This window comes from Streptomyces sp. NBC_00775 (assembly GCF_036347135.1).
GTDB classification, from domain to species: Bacteria; Actinomycetota; Actinomycetes; order Streptomycetales; family Streptomycetaceae; genus Streptomyces; species Streptomyces lutosisoli.
Window position 1 is genome coordinate 3,435,027 of sequence record NZ_CP108938.1, and the last position, 14,059, is coordinate 3,449,085.

Sequence of the window (14,059 nt, forward strand, 5' to 3'; positions counted from 1 at the left end):
TTCTCTCACAGATAGTCAGGGGCACTGATGCCGAGCAGGGACAGGCCGCCGGCCAGCACCGTCCCGGCGGCTTCGGCGAGCGCGAGCCGGGCGCGGTGGGCGGCCGAGGGTTTCTCGTCGCCGAGCGGCAGCACGGTGTGCTGAAAGGCGAGGAGGGCGTCGGCGGTGACGACGAGATGCCGGGCGAGCCGGTCGGGGGTGTGGTGGCTCGCGGCGATGCGGAGGGCGTGGGGGTAGTCGCCGAGGGCGGCAAGGAGATCGTGTTCCTGAGACTCAAGCTCCTGAGACTCAGGTTCCCGAGACTCATGGGATACGTGACTGGGGTCGCTGACGTATCCGAGTGCGGCGGCGTTGCGGCTGAGGGCCCGGGTGCGGGCGTGGGCGTACCGGACGCGGAAGAGAGGGTTGCTCTCGCGCTGGACGAGGTGTTCGGCGGTGGTCCGGGGCCGGTCGTGGGGTGCGGGGTGGAGCAGGGCCCAGCGGGCGGCGTCGGGACCAAGGGGCGCGGGGTCCTCCGGCGCCGGCACGGGCCGCAGATTCACCGGCTCGGCGTGCCGCACCTCGGCACGGCCGCCCTGGGTGGCGACGATCCGTACGAGGGTGTCGGCGACGACCTCGGCACGGGCGTCGTACGGCACGCGCAGCTCGACGACCTGCCCGGCGAGGACGTCACTGTGCCCGTACCGAGCGCCTTGCGTCAGGACGTGGTGCGCGAGTGCGGCGGGTGCTCCGGCGCCGAGGCTGATGTTCAGGAAGCCGGGCCCGGTGATCGCGACGTCCGCGACCCCGGCGGCGCCACTGAGGTGCGGCCGCAGGATCTCGGCGACCTGGAGGGGCGCCCGCCCGGCCGGCCGCGCCAGCTGGAGGGCGATGTTCGTGGCGTAATCCCCACACCCACCCGGCCCCGGCGACGTCACCACGGCACGCGCGGGCACAGCGACACTCAGCTCCCCGTCATCGACAGCACGACGCACCGCGCGCAGCACGGTACGGGAGAGCTCGACGGGGGTCACGGGACAAGCGTAGGGGAGGAGGGGGGTGGGTAGGCGAGTCGATTTGGGGAGGGTCCGGGATGTGGACGGGGGGGTGGCGGTGGGAGCTGGGGTGGGGGGTGGCAGCTGGGGTGGCGAATGGGTGGGGGCGCGCGTGGCCGGGGGGGGGCGAGGGGCGAGGGGCGACTGGCCGGTGGGGGGGCGGGCCTGCGGGCGTTGCGGGGCCGGGCTGGGCAGAGGGGGATGGCGGGCGGGGCCGGGCAGGGGGTTAGTCGGCGGGGCCAGGCAGGGGGTTGGCGGGCGGAGTCTCGGTGACCTTGGTACTTCTCGGTGACCGTCGTGCTTCTCGGTGACCGTCGTGCTTCTCCGTGGCTGGCGCGGCCGGGTCAGTGACCCGGCGAGGACAGTCAGGCCGGGTCAGTGACCCGGCGAGGATGGTCGGGCCGGGTCAGTGACCCGGCAAGGACGGTCAGCGCCGACGCGGCCGGTCAGTGGCTGGCGCGGCCTGCGCGCTCGGCTTCCTCGACCTCGGTGGTGGCCCCGAAGGCACTCTCGAACGACGGCGAGCCGCCCTCACCGCCCCCCGCGTTGCCGCCACGCCCTTGCCGCTCCATCAACTGCCTGACGAGCCGGACGAGTTCGGCAGGTTCGAAAGGCTTGGCGAGAAAGGCGTCGACACCCACATCGAGCCCGCTCTCGACCTCGTACTGAGTGCAGGCGCTCACGATGGCGAGGGGAAGATTCCGGGTCCGGGGATCGGCACGGAGCCGGGCAGCGGTCCGCAGCCCGTCCAGCCGAGGCATGACGACATCGAGCGTCACGACATCGGGTCGCACCTGATGCACGACATCCAGGCACTCGGCACCATCGGCCGCGGTCACGACCTCGAGACCCTCCAGTTCGAGGTTGACCCTGATCAGCTGCCGGATGACCTTGTTGTCGTCCACAACAAGCACCCGACCGGACGCGCCTGGCACAACTCGAGAGTAGGTCCGCACCTACCGCCGCGTCCGGCTTTTCCCCACTTCCACCCCGTGGGGGGCGCCCGGTCCGCCCGCTACGCGGTACCCGGTCCGCCGTGGACGGCGCGCCCTGCCCGACCCGCGCGAGACGGCCGTTCCACCTTGTGCGGGGCGCCCGCCCGCCGTCCGGGACGGCCCCCTACACGCTCCCCACGACCCACCCCTCCCCGCACCAAAACCCGTGGCAATCACCCCTGAAAGAGCTGGTAGGGTTCTACCCGTCGCCGCGAACACCGCGCCCGACACGCCCCCGTAGCTCAGGGGATAGAGCAACGGCCTCCGGAGCCGTGTGCGCAGGTTCGAATCCTGCCGGGGGCACAGAAGCCGGACCAGCGCGATCACTCCGCTGACCAGCCAAAGTGCCAGACATTGAGAGCCGGACCCAGTCCTACTGGGTTCGGCTCTTTGTCGTTGTTACGCACTGATCGCGAGTGAGCAGCGAATGGTTTTCAGGAACCTGAAGGCCGGTAGCGGACGGCGGCGGGCCACGGGCGTGCCGTGGGTGTCCGAGCTCAGGGCAGTGGAGTGGTCCAGAACATCAGGCGGTTTTGGCTCAGCCCTTGCACCCGCTGTCGGCCCGATAGCCGATCTCGGGATCGTCGGCTTGGCGTCTCTTGCTTCGGCAGTCCTGCACGTGCCCGGAACTGTGGCTTCCATCATGGCGCATGTGATCTTGTCCTGGTGAGATCGCCGGATGCTCGGTTTCCTCCTCCGTCTCCTGCCGTTCTGGGTCCGCGAGCCCCTGCTCATCGCGGTCGGGTCGGTTCTCGGCGTACGCATCATGTATCTCGCCGTCCGCGATCACGATCGGGTCGCGGCCGGTCTCGGCGTGGTGTTCCTCGTGTTCACCGCGATACGCGTCCACGCGGTGGTCCGGGCCCTGCGCGCACGCCGGAACCCGAGTCCGGCAGCAGCCTCCGCGGGCGGGGCGGCAGTCGATGCTGCCGCCCAGCCCCAGCCCCAGCCCCAGCCCCAGGCCGGAACCGGGCCGCGTCCCAGGCCGGACACTCCGGAGAAGGAGCACAACCCATGGCGCCAGGCCTTCGCGGCCGTGGCCCTGTTCGGGGCACTCGCGGCCGCGCTGTGGTTGGGCCCACGCTTCATGCCGTCCGACGACAACACCCCGCAGCCCGCCTCGTGTTCGAGCGGGGAACACGAGAAGCTTCCGAAGGCCTACAAGGACACGCCCCGGCCTGTGACCGGTGAAAAGTTGTGCAAGGCGCTCAACCGGCCAGACCTGGCCACGCTCCTTGGAACGCCTGGAGAGACCGCGACCACTGCTTCCGGCACCAACAACACCGCTCCTCTGACGGATGGGAAGGTCGCCCAACCGGAGGCCGAGGTCGCGTTCGACACGTACACCGTGAATGTCTCGGCCACTTACAACGGGCTGACGACCGACCAGTACGTGAAGCTGATGAAGTTCGGGGACGAGACGGACATCAAGACGCTCAAGGTTCTCGGTCGGCCCGCGGTCCTCTCCTCGGATCACACCATGAAGCTCGAGATCGATCTCGGGAGTGGCGGATCCGGCGGACCGGTCGAACAAGGCCCCCTGGCCAGGACGCTGACCGTGGCCCTGGACCGTAAGGACCGAGGCGGCTACTGCGACATCACCGTGTGGAGCACGTCCGGAGCCCTCCCGAACGACAGCGTTCTCCTCAACATCGCCGAGAAGGTTCTTCCGAGGATCCCCGAACGATCTGTCCGATGAGACGCCGAAAACATCTCGGCGAAAAGATCGGCCCAGTCGCGCCGCCGGCGACGGCATCAGTCTTGTGACGGGATGCGTGGCTCATTCTCGTCGGCTCAGCGCCCGGCCTACGGCGAAAGGGCACTGCCAGTCCCAACCTGCGGTGGCCCGCGGCCGAGTGACTGGTTTGCCGGGCTGCCGCCCCCCGTCACCTGCGTGACGGTGGCTGCCCTCGGCGCTACTTGCCCTGCCGACGTCCATCGTTGCCCTGGCCCGGAGCCGTCCTCCAGCAGGGGCGGTCGCACGAGGTCAGAGGGGCTGGAGCCGGGTGCGCAGGAGGCAGAATTCGTTGCCTTCCGGGTCCGCCAGGCAGTGCCAGCTCTCGGTGCCTGTCTGGCCGACGTCGGCGGGCCTGGCGCCGAGGGCGAGCAGCCGTTCCAGCTCGGCGTCCTGGTCGCGGTCGGTGGCGTTGACGTCGATGTGCAGGGGGAGCTTCCCGGCCCGCGGGTCGGTGCTGGGGCTGAGGACGAGGGTGGGCTGCGGGCCGCCGAAGCCGGCGTCGGGCGAGCCGATCTCGATGCTTCCGTCGTCCTCCCGGCCGAGTTCGACGTAGCCGAGGACCTCGCTCCAGAATGCGGCGAGCCGTTCGGGGTCGGCGCAGTCGATGACCAACTCACTGATACGGCATGCCATGCCCGTCAGTGTACGTAGGCAACCCGGGAGTCGATCGTCGGCCGGGAGGAGTGTCTCTTGAGGCGCCGACAGTCGCGCCTGGGCCATGGGTGACAGCCGTCGGACGGCTTCAAGAGCCGTCCGAAACGCCCTCTGGGCCTGCCCGTCGTCTACGGACTGCCCTTCTTCCTCGCCGGTATGCCGCGGCGTGCCCGGGAGACGGCCGTCGTGCCGCGTACGGCTCTCGCGATGATCGAGAGCATGGAGGCCATCGGGGGTGAGTCGAGCGACGTACCGGTGCGGTTCGATCTCACCGTCGCACTGGAGGACGCGCCGGCGTACCGCGCCGAGATCACGCAGGACATCAACCTCGTCGACCTGCCCGACTACCGGCCGCTTCTGGCGGGCGCGCTGACAGAGTCGCTCGCGCCGCAAGAGTTGCTCGCGCCGCAGGAGTCGCTCTTGCTGCAGGAGTCGCTCTTGCTGCAAGAGTTGCCGGGGAACTCATGAGAAGTGCCGGGAAACGCCCGAGAGCTGATGAGGAGTCACCATGGTTACGACAGTCAGCAGGACCGACGACGTCCGGGCCAGGGCCGAGGCCGCGCTGGCGCGCTGTGGAGTCGAGCTCGGCGCCGTCAAGGGCGATGCCCTGGCCGCTCGTACGCCGATCACCGGTACGGAGCTGTTCGGGCTGCGCGCCGACACCGTGGAGGGCGTCGATCGGGCCGTCGAGGCCGCGCACGCGGCGTTTCTTGGGTGGCGGAGCGTACCGGCGCCGGTGCGGGGCGCGCTGGTCAAACGGTTCGGGGAGCTGCTCGGCGAGCACAAGGAGCACCTCGCCGACCTGGTCACCGTCGAGGCCGGGAAGATCCGCTCCGAGGCGCTCGGCGAGGTGCAGGAGATGATCGACATCTGCGACTTCGCGGTCGGTCTGTCCCGGCAGCTCTACGGCCGCACCATGCCCTCGGAGCGTCCAGGGCACCGGCTGATGGAGACCTGGCATCCGCTGGGCGTGGTCGGCGTGATCTCCGCGTTCAACTTCCCGGTGGCCGTGTGGGCGTGGAACGCCGCGGTGGCCCTGGTCTGCGGTGACACCGTGGTCTGGAAGCCCTCCGAGCTCACCCCGTTGACCGCGCTGGCCTGTACCGCCCTGCTCGGCCGCGCCATCGCCGAGACGGGTGCCCCGGCCCATCTCAATCAGGTCGTGCTCGGTGGGGCCGATATCGGCGAGCGGCTCGTGGATTCGCCGCTGGTGCCTCTGGTCAGCGCGACCGGTTCGACTCGGATGGGGCGTGCGGTGGGGCCCCGGGTGGCCGCCCGGTTCGGCCGCAGCATCCTGGAACTCGGCGGGAACAACGCGGCGGTGGTGACTCCCTCGGCGGATCTCGATCTCACGGTGAACGCCGCCGTGTTCGCCGCCGCGGGCACGGCGGGGCAGCGGTGCACCACGCTGCGCCGGCTGATCCTGCACGACGACGTCGCCGACGCCGTCGTGGAGCGGCTCACCGCCGCCTACGCACGGCTGCCGATCGGCGACCCGTTCCAGGAGTCGACCCTGGTCGGGCCGCTCGTGAGCGAAGCTTCGTACGCCAAAATGCGCTCGGCCCTCGACCGCGCCGTCGAGGAAGGCGGCACCCTGTGCGCGGGCGGCGAACGGCAACTCGCCGACGCGGCACCGGGCGGCTACTACGTCCGCCCCGCCCTCGTCCGCATGCCCGCGCAGACCGCCGTCGTCCGCGAGGAGACCTTCGCGCCCATCCTGTACGTCCTCACCTACCGCGACCTCGACGAGGCGATCCGGCTGCACAACGACGTACCGCAGGGCCTGTCGTCCGGGATCTTCACCGCCGACCAGCGCGAGGCCGAACGATTCCTGGCCGTCGACGGCGCGGACTGCGGGATCGTGAACGTCAACATCGGTACGTCGGGGGCCGAGATCGGCGGCGCGTTCGGCGGCGAGAAGGAGACGGGCGGCGGCCGCGAGTCCGGCTCCGACGCCTGGCGGGCGTACATGCGGCGCGCGACCAACACCGTGAACTACTCGGGGCGGGTGGCGTTGGCGCAGGGGGTGGACTTCTCGCAGTAGGGAGCGTGCCCGTCCTGTCCGAGCGGCGCCCTCTCATGCCAAGGGGCCGAACCGAACGTGCCCGAGTTTGATCACTTGGGATATTCAGGGCGGGCGCCGGCCGGGCGAGCACAACAATGCGCGCATGGCCGATGACTGGAAGCAACACCTGGACAGGCTGCACGCGGGGCTGGTGGGGCGGGACGACCCGGCCGCCTGGGTGGCCGAGGCCGATGCTGTGGACGCCTCCCGGCGGTATCCGCACTTCGCGCTGCGCGGCCCGGTCTTCGGACTTGCCGCGCAGGACGCCGAAGCCGGGCCCGAGTGGCGGGTGTTGCAGCCGATGACCAACGGCATGCCGCAGCAGGTCCGGGACGGTCTGAACTCCCTGCTGTGGTTCAGGGCCAAGGACGACACCGACGATCCCGGCGTACGGCGTGAGCTGCTGGCGGCGGTGGCGGTGCTCGAACGCGAGCCGGTGGACGAGCTGAGCGTGCTCGGCGTGCGCTACCGCGTCGTACGCGGCGACGAGTTCGCGCGCAGCGGGCCGGACGGGCTCGAGCCGCCTCGGCCCACCGACCTGGAGCCCGCCGAACCGTCCTGGGAGGGCCGGCATACGACACCCGAGCGCGATGTGGGGTTCGTCTTCGCACCCGGCGAGGACGAAGGGCTCATGGCGGGCGCCTTGAAGCTGGCGATGCGGGAGTTCGCGTACACCGGCGCACGGTTTCCCGCAGGGGTGCGTGCGGACTCCGAGCGGGCGATCACGAGCCACCCGGACGTCGTGCTCCTTCCCGTCGGCTTCGGCATCGCGGAACGCGGCGCGCGCGGGTGGCAGCCGCGCGGCACGCTGATGCCGACCCCGCACGACGCGCGGCGGATGCTCTACGACGGGTTGAACGAGATGTGGCCTCTGCTGTACGAGTTCGGCGAGGCGAAGCGAGAGCGGTACGCGCGGGCCGCCGAGAGGTTCAGGGCCGCCCGGCACGCCGATGAAGTCCGCGTGGACGACAGCCTGTTCAGGATCTGCCGTATCGAACGGACGGCCCGGTTCGGCCCCGACGGGCCGGAGCCGCCCCGCCCCTCCGACCTGGACGACTACGGCCCCATGAAGATGCATCCGACCATGGACGAGGACGGCACGCTCCACCACGAGGAATGAGCGGCACCCTTCAACCCTTCACGACGGAAGGGTGCGAAAGCGTCAGGGGCGGTCCCCCGTGGGACCGCCCCTGATCAGGTGTCAGCGAACCTCAGCCGGTCACGCCTTCGCCCCGGACGTCTCCGGCTCGGAGTCCGGCGCGGTGGCCAACCCCGGCGCGGCGGCGGTCGCCGGGCGTACGGGGATGAGCGCGGCGACGGCCGCCGCCGCGAGGCCCACGCCGCAGCCGATCAGCATGGCGACACGGAAGCCGCTCTCGGAGGCGAAGGTGTAGGGGCCGAACTTGGTCGTCATCTGGGCCAGCACCACGCCGATCACGGCGGCGGCCACGGAGCTGCCGATGGAGCGCATCAGGGTGTTGAAGCTGTTGGCCGAGGCGGTCTCCGACTGGGGCACCGCGCTCATGATGAGGGCCGGCATCGAGCCGTAGGCGAAGCCGACACCCGAGTTGCAGACCATGGTCACGACGAGCAGGCCCCAGGGGGATCCGGAGCTGATCAGCGGCAGCGAGATGCCGTAGCCGAGGGCGATGATCAGGGCGCCGACGATCAGGGTGACCTTGGGGCCCTTCGCGGCCGACAGCTTGGCGCCGACGGGCGAGATCAGCATCATCATCAGGCCCGCCGGGGCCATCCACAGGCCCATGGCCAGCATCGACTCACCGAGACCGTAGCCGGTGGCCTCGGGCAGCTGGAGCAGCTGGGGGATCACCAGCGCCTGGGCGTACATCGCGAAGCCGACCAGGATCGAGGCGGCGTTCGTCGTCAGCACCTGCGGGCGGGCGGTCACGCGGAGGTCGACCAGCGGGTCGGTGGTACGCAGCTCCCACCAGCCCCAGGCCAGCAGCACGATGACGGCGGCGGCGAACAGGCCGAGCGTGGTGCCGCTGCCCCAGCCCCAGTCGGCGCCCTTGGAGACGGCGAGGAGCAGACAGATCAGCGCGGTGCCGAGACCCAGTGCGCCCAGGAGGTCGAAGCCGCTCGACTCGGTGTTCTCGCGGCCCGCGGGCACGAAGAAGTAGATCAGCGTGCCGACCGCGAGGCTCAGCGCGGCGACGACCCAGAACAGCACCCGCCAGCTGGCGTTCTCGGCGATCGCCGCGGAGAACGGCAGGCCGAGCGCGCCGCCCACACCCATGGACGCGCTCATCAGCGCGATGGACGTGCCCAGCTTCTCCGCCGGCACCACGTCGCGCAGCAGGCTGATGCCCAGCGGCACCACGCCCATGCCCATGCCCTGCAGACCGCGTCCGGCGATCATCGGGATCACCGAGGAGGACAGGGCGCAGACCACCGAGCCGAGGATGAGCGGGACGAGGGAGGCCAGCAGCATGCGCCTCTTGCCGTACATGTCACCGAGGCGACCGGCGACGGGCGTCATCACGGCGGCCGCCAGCAGCGTGGCGGTGATCACCCATGAGGCGTTCGAGGCGCTGGTGTCGAGCAGGGTCGGCAGTTCCCCGATCAGCGGCACCACCAGGGTCTGCGTGATCGCGGCCACGATGCCCGCGAAGGCGAGGATGCCTACGACCCGGCCGGAGCCGGTCTCGGGCTTGGAACTGTCCACGGGTACTCCCTCAGGGCGGTCAGAGTCATGTGCATCATGCAATTGATGTGCATCATGCACGCCAATTGCATCATACACACGCGTGGTATACCTGACAGATAGGCGGTCTCCCCATGAGGGAAGGGGGTGGCCGACCAGGAGCCGAAGGAACGTCGCGTGGACAAGCCCCTTGATCTGATCGAGTTCGAGACCATGCTGCTCGGGCGGTACATGCACCTGCTGACACCGCGCATGCGGGAGGGCGACCGGCGGCTCGACCGCAGCGCCTACCTGCTGCTCAGCCGCATCCAGGTGGACGGCCCGATGTCCATCGGTCAGCTCAGCGACGCCTTCGGTCTGGACACCTCCACGCTCAACCGGCAGACCGCCGCCATGCTGCGATCCGGGATCGTCGAGCGCATCCCGGACCCCGAGGGCGGCATCGCCCGCAAGTTCGCCATCACCGCCGAGGGCCAGCGCCGGCTGGCCTCCGACCGCACCGAGAACCTGGACGGCCTGGAGAAGGTGATGGAGAACTGGGCGCCGGAGGAGGTGGCCGAGTTCGCCGCGTATCTCGGCCGCCTGAACCGCGACATCGAGCGCCTGGACGGGCGCCCCTGGCCGCGCCGCTGACACCGGCCGCGGTACTGAGGCACGGGTTCTGGCAAGGAAAGAAAAGCCCAGGCCCGGCAACTCGAATTGATCAATTTCCGTAAGGACATCACACCGGCCGGACTCCCTTTTCCGGAGCGGGAATTGAGGCTACGCCTTCCGTGACGTTGCGCACATCAGTGGTGGGGACACCTAGGCAACTGGCGATTTGTCGTCGACAGTTGAGCCTGGCATTCCCCCCACCCCCCATGCACCGAAGGCTCTCGCCCCATGCGCAATTCGTCCGACGTCCCCGTACAGCCCCACGCCGTCACCGTCGCCGAAGTGATTCCCGGTGATCTCCTCGCCCTCTCGGAACAGGATGCGGCGGAAGACAAATGGCATGTGGTGATGCACACCCTCCCCGAGACCCCGCACACCATTCGAATAACCTTGCGACCGCCGCTCGGTGGAATTGATCACGACGAGGTATTCGAGCGCGGCCACCGGGTGACCGTGGGCTGCCGGCGGATGGATGTCGCCGGAATTCCCGAGATCGCCCCGGCCGATCTCACGGCGGTGGAATTCCGGGACGGCGACCGCGTCACCTCGCTGCGCGCCGTCGACCCCGGGGCCGTCGAGGAGTCGTACACCCGCAGGTGGGGCCACTGGCACCGGGACCTGGAGAGCCGGGCCGAGGAGCCCGTCTCGGACGCCGGACTGCGCGAGCGCGTCGCGCACGCGGTGGAGCAGGGACATGTCGTACGGCATCTCGCGCGGCCGCGGCGTTCGGTCACCGGCGGGGCCGCGCCCCGACGGGTCGTCGTCACCGGGCTCGGGGCCGTCACCCCGCTCGGGATGGGAGTGGACGAACTCTGGCAGGGGCTGATGGAGGGCCGCTGCGGGATACGGGAGCTGGACGGCGAGGAGTTCGCCGAGCTGCCCGTACGCGTCGCGGGGAGCGTTCCCGTGGATCCCGCCGGGCTGCTGCCGAGGCAGCAGGCGCGGCGGATGAACCGGGCCGCGCAGTTCGCGGTGCTCGCCGCGCGCGAGGCCTGGCAGGACGGCGGGTTCGACGTGGCCGGAACCGTCGAGAGCGGGCTCGACCCCGAGCGGGTCGGCGTCAGCGTCGGCGCCATCCTCGGCGACGCCTCCGTGCTCGTCGGCGGCGACCGGAAGCTGCAGGACAAGGGGCCGCGTGCCGTGTCGCCCCTGACCACGCCGATGACCGTGCCCTCGCAGGCCGCCTCCCAGGTGTCGCTCGCGCTGCGGATCACCGGCGAGGCCCGCACCGTGACCAGCGCCTGCGCCTCCGGCACCGAGGCCATCGGACAGGCCATCGACCGCATCCGGTACGGGCATGTCGACGTGGCCCTCGCCGGTGGCGCCGAAGCCGTGGTCACCCCGGCGATCATGGCCTCGTTCGCCGCGATGCGCGCGCTGTCCACCCACGAACTGGGGTCCACCAGCCCGTCCCGGCCCTTCGCCAAGGACCGCGACGGCTTCGTGAACGGGGAGGGGGCGGGCTTCCTGCTCCTTGAGTCCGAGGAGCACGCGCGGGCCCGCGGCGCACGCGTCTACTGCGAGGCCGCCGGCTGGGGGCTGTCCGCCGACGCCCACCACATGGCCGCGCCCGACCCCTCCGGCAGGGGTGTCGCGCTCGCGCTGCGGCGGGCCGTACGGGACGCGGGCGGCCACGTGGTGGACGTCGTGCACGTCAACGCCCATGCCACCGCCACGACCGACGGCGATCTCGCCGAGGCGGGTGCCCTGCGGGCGGTGCTCGGCGGGGGCGTGCCGGTGACCGCGCTCAAGGGTCATCTCGGCCATCTGCAGGGTGCGGCGGGTGGTGTGGAGGCTGTCGCCACGGTGCTCACGCTTCACCATGGGCTCATACCGCCGACCATTGGCTGCGAGGACCAGGACGATGCCATCGAGCTCGACGTGGTGACCAAGAGTCCTCGGGCGCTGCCTGCGCTGGGGGATCTCGCCCTCAGTAACTCCTTCGGGTTCGGGGGGCACAACGCGGTGCTGGCGCTTCGACGGACCGGGTGACTTCGGGGGGCCTACGGGGTTTTCGCCCCCGCCGCCCCTACCCGTCCCATCCTCCAGGGGCTCCGCCCCTTCGACCCCGGGGGTTGTGGGTCGGGTGCGGGTGAGTGGGGGCTTGTCGCGCAGTTCCCCGCGCCCCTAAAAGCAAAAGCAAAGGCGCGGGGCTTCGCCCCGCAATCCCCCGGACCGCCCCTGGTTCTTGCTTTTAGGGGCGCGCAACCGCCCTCAGGCGGACGCGCGCTTTCGTGGGGTGGCCTTCTTTGTCGTGGTCTTTTTGGCGGCGGTCTTCTTGGTGGTCGACTGCTTCGTCGTGGTCTTGGTCGTGGTCTTCTTCGCCGTTGTTTTCTTCGCCGTCGACGTCGACTTCTTGCCGGCGACCTCCTTGGGGGCCGTACGCGCGGACTTGCGGGCCGGGAGGGGAGTGACCTCCGCGGATTCCTCGCCCGTTTCCTCGCCGCGCGACTCCTTCGCGGCGCGCACGCTCTTCTCCAGGGCAGCCATCAGGTCGAGCACCTTGCCACCGGTCCGCTCCCCCGCCGGGGCGGCGGGCGCCTCGACGCCGGAGGCCTTGGCGGCGATGAGTTCCTCGACGGCCTCGCGGTAGTCGTCGTGCAGGTCGGCGAGGTCGACCTCGCCGAGGGTGTCCATCAGGGCGTCCGCCAGGTCCAGTTCCTTCTCGCGGACGGTGACGCTCGTGTCCGGGGCGACCTCGTCGGTGGCGCGGATCTCGTCCGGCCAGAGCAGCCCGTGCATGGCGATGACGTCGTCGACCACGCGCAGCATGCCGAGCCGTTCCCGCCCGCGCAGCGCGAACTTCGCGACGGCGACCTTCTGGCTGCGCTTCAGGGCCTCGCGCAGCAGGACGTACGGCTTGGCGGCGGGGACGCCGTTCGCGGAGAGGTAGTACGCCGTGTCCATCAGGAGCGGGTCGATCCGGTCGGCCGGCACGAAGGCCACGATCTCGATGGTCCTGGCCGTCGGGATCGGCAGCGAGGACAGGTCCTCGTCCGTGATCGGGATCAGCGTGCCGTCCGCGTCCTCGTACGCCTTGCCGATCTCCGGGGCCGAGACCTCGCGGTCCTCCAGTTCGCAGACCTTGCGGTAGCGCACGCGGCCGCCGTCGTCGAGATGGATCTGGCGGAAGGAGATCGAGTGGCTCTCCGTGGCGTTCACCAGCTTGATGGGGATGCTGACCAGGCCGAACGAGATGGCGCCGTTCCATATGGATCGCACGTGCAGCACCCTTTCGAGTCGATCACCGCGTCGTTCATCGAATCGGTCATCGCAGCGGTCACCGCATCGGTCACCGCGTCGATCATCGATATCCGATATCACACGTTTTCATGGGATTCTCATCCTATGACGCCGATCACGGAGGTGGAGGGGCGAAGGCTCGCGCTCAGCAATCTGGAGAAGGTTCTCTATCCGGCCACCGGCTTCACCAAGGGCGAGGTGCTGCACTACTACGCCACGGTGGCGGACGCGCTGCTCCCGCACCTCCGCGACCGGCCCGTCTCCTTCCTCCGCTACCCGGACGGGCCCGACGGGCAGGTCTTCTTCACCAAGAACGTGCCGCCCGGTACGCCCAACTGGGTCAGGACCGCCGAGGTCCCCCGCTCGGAGGGGCCGGCGCGCATGGTCCTGGTCCAGGATCTGGCCTCGCTGATGTGGGCGGCGAACCTCGTGACGGAGTTCCACACGCCTCAGTGGACGATCGACACGCCCGGTGTCGCGGACCGGGTGGTGTTCGACCTCGATCCCGGGGCGCCGGCGACGGTGGTCGAGTGCTGTGAGGTGGCGTTGTGGCTGCGGGAGCGGTTGGGGCGGGACGGGATCGAGGCGTACGCGAAGACGTCCGGGGCGAAGGGGCTGCATCTGCTGGCCGCGCTGGAGCCGACTCCGTCGGGCGAGGTCAGTGCGTATGCGAAGGAGCTCGCCGTCGAGGCCGAGCGGGTGTTGCCCGGGCGGGTCACGCATCGCATGACCAAAGACCTGCGGGCCGGGAAGGTCTTCGTCGACTTCAGCCAGAACGCCGCGCGCAAGACCACGGCGACGCCGTACACCCTCCGGGCTCGGCCCGAGCCCGGCGTCTCCACGCCGGTCACCTGGGACGAGGTCGGCTCCTGCGCCCGTCCGGACCAATTCCGATTCCTCGCCCCGGACATCGCGCCCCGCCTCCAGCGCTACGGGGATCTGCTGGCACCCCTGTTCGATCCCGGGCGCGCGGGTCCGTTGCCGTGAGCGGGGCTCGTTTTTTTCGCCCCC

At 70.3% G+C, this 14,059-nt stretch carries 11 protein-coding genes, 1 tRNA gene and 1 pseudogene; 8 read left to right on the forward strand and 5 right to left on the reverse strand.

The window, feature by feature from the left end; translation table 11 throughout:
- Window positions 1–5 precede the first annotated feature (5 nt).
- Together nrtL and OIC96_RS15225 are read right to left on the reverse strand one after the other, a co-directional pair.
- Complete coding sequence (nrtL, locus tag OIC96_RS15220) at window positions 6–1,013, reverse strand: ArgS-related anticodon-binding protein NrtL (protein ID WP_330307315.1); 1,008 nt, start codon at window positions 1,011–1,013, stop codon at window positions 6–8.
- Between the two features lie 467 nt (window positions 1,014–1,480).
- The gene (locus OIC96_RS15225) at window positions 1,481–1,990 is read right to left on the reverse strand and encodes a response regulator (RefSeq protein ID WP_330307314.1); all 510 of its coding nucleotides are present in this window, start codon (window positions 1,988–1,990) and stop codon (window positions 1,481–1,483) included.
- Between the two features lie 270 nt (window positions 1,991–2,260).
- On the opposite strand from OIC96_RS15225, the gene OIC96_RS15230 reads away from it, so the two are divergent.
- Together OIC96_RS15230 and OIC96_RS15235 are read left to right on the forward strand one after the other, a co-directional pair.
- Window positions 2,261–2,332, forward strand: a tRNA-Arg gene (locus OIC96_RS15230).
- Between the two features lie 376 nt (window positions 2,333–2,708).
- Entirely contained in the window at window positions 2,709–3,728 is a 1,020-nt protein-coding gene (locus OIC96_RS15235; protein WP_330307313.1) for a DUF6215 domain-containing protein, read from the forward strand.
- Window positions 3,729–4,016: 288 nt separating this feature from the next.
- On the opposite strand, the gene OIC96_RS15240 is transcribed toward OIC96_RS15235, so the two are convergent.
- Window positions 4,017–4,400: a VOC family protein gene (locus OIC96_RS15240; RefSeq protein WP_330307312.1), complete on the reverse strand. Its 384-nt coding sequence runs from the start codon at window positions 4,398–4,400 to the stop codon at window positions 4,017–4,019.
- A 132-nt stretch (window positions 4,401–4,532) separates the two neighbouring features.
- Here OIC96_RS15240 and OIC96_RS15245 point away from each other — a divergent pair.
- The 3 genes and pseudogenes from OIC96_RS15245 to OIC96_RS15255 form a co-directional block, all read left to right on the forward strand.
- Window positions 4,533–4,775 (forward strand): annotated as a pseudogene (locus OIC96_RS15245) (hypothetical protein); the annotation flags it as partial.
- A gap of 154 nt (window positions 4,776–4,929) precedes the next feature.
- Window positions 4,930–6,465 (forward strand): L-piperidine-6-carboxylate dehydrogenase, encoded by a 1,536-nt coding sequence (gene amaB / locus OIC96_RS15250; RefSeq protein WP_330307311.1) that lies wholly within the window; start codon window positions 4,930–4,932, stop codon window positions 6,463–6,465.
- Window positions 6,466–6,589: 124 nt separating this feature from the next.
- Entirely contained in the window at window positions 6,590–7,606 is a 1,017-nt protein-coding gene (locus OIC96_RS15255) for a DUF5954 family protein (RefSeq protein WP_330307310.1), read from the forward strand.
- Between the two features lie 99 nt (window positions 7,607–7,705).
- Here OIC96_RS15255 and OIC96_RS15260 read toward each other — a convergent pair whose 3' ends face one another.
- Entirely contained in the window at window positions 7,706–9,172 is a 1,467-nt protein-coding gene (locus OIC96_RS15260) for an MFS transporter (protein WP_330307309.1), read from the reverse strand.
- Between the two features lie 156 nt (window positions 9,173–9,328).
- Between OIC96_RS15260 and OIC96_RS15265 the strand changes: the two genes are divergently transcribed.
- Both OIC96_RS15265 and OIC96_RS15270 read left to right on the forward strand, forming a co-directional pair.
- Entirely contained in the window at window positions 9,329–9,784 is a 456-nt protein-coding gene (locus tag OIC96_RS15265) for a MarR family winged helix-turn-helix transcriptional regulator (protein WP_327431718.1), read from the forward strand.
- Window positions 9,785–10,033: 249 nt separating this feature from the next.
- Window positions 10,034–11,797 (forward strand): beta-ketoacyl-[acyl-carrier-protein] synthase family protein, encoded by a 1,764-nt coding sequence (locus OIC96_RS15270; RefSeq protein WP_330307308.1) that lies wholly within the window; start codon window positions 10,034–10,036, stop codon window positions 11,795–11,797.
- A gap of 222 nt (window positions 11,798–12,019) precedes the next feature.
- Here the strand turns inward: OIC96_RS15270 and ku are convergent, their stop codons facing one another.
- The gene (gene ku / locus OIC96_RS15275) at window positions 12,020–13,027 is read right to left on the reverse strand and encodes a non-homologous end joining protein Ku (RefSeq protein WP_443058308.1); all 1,008 of its coding nucleotides are present in this window, start codon (window positions 13,025–13,027) and stop codon (window positions 12,020–12,022) included.
- Between the two features lie 126 nt (window positions 13,028–13,153).
- Between ku and ligD the strand changes: the two genes are divergently transcribed.
- On the forward strand, window positions 13,154–14,035 hold the full coding sequence (ligD, locus tag OIC96_RS15280) for a non-homologous end-joining DNA ligase (protein WP_330307306.1): 882 nt from the start codon (window positions 13,154–13,156) through the stop codon (window positions 14,033–14,035).
- The last annotated feature ends 24 nt before the right edge of the window (window positions 14,036–14,059 follow it).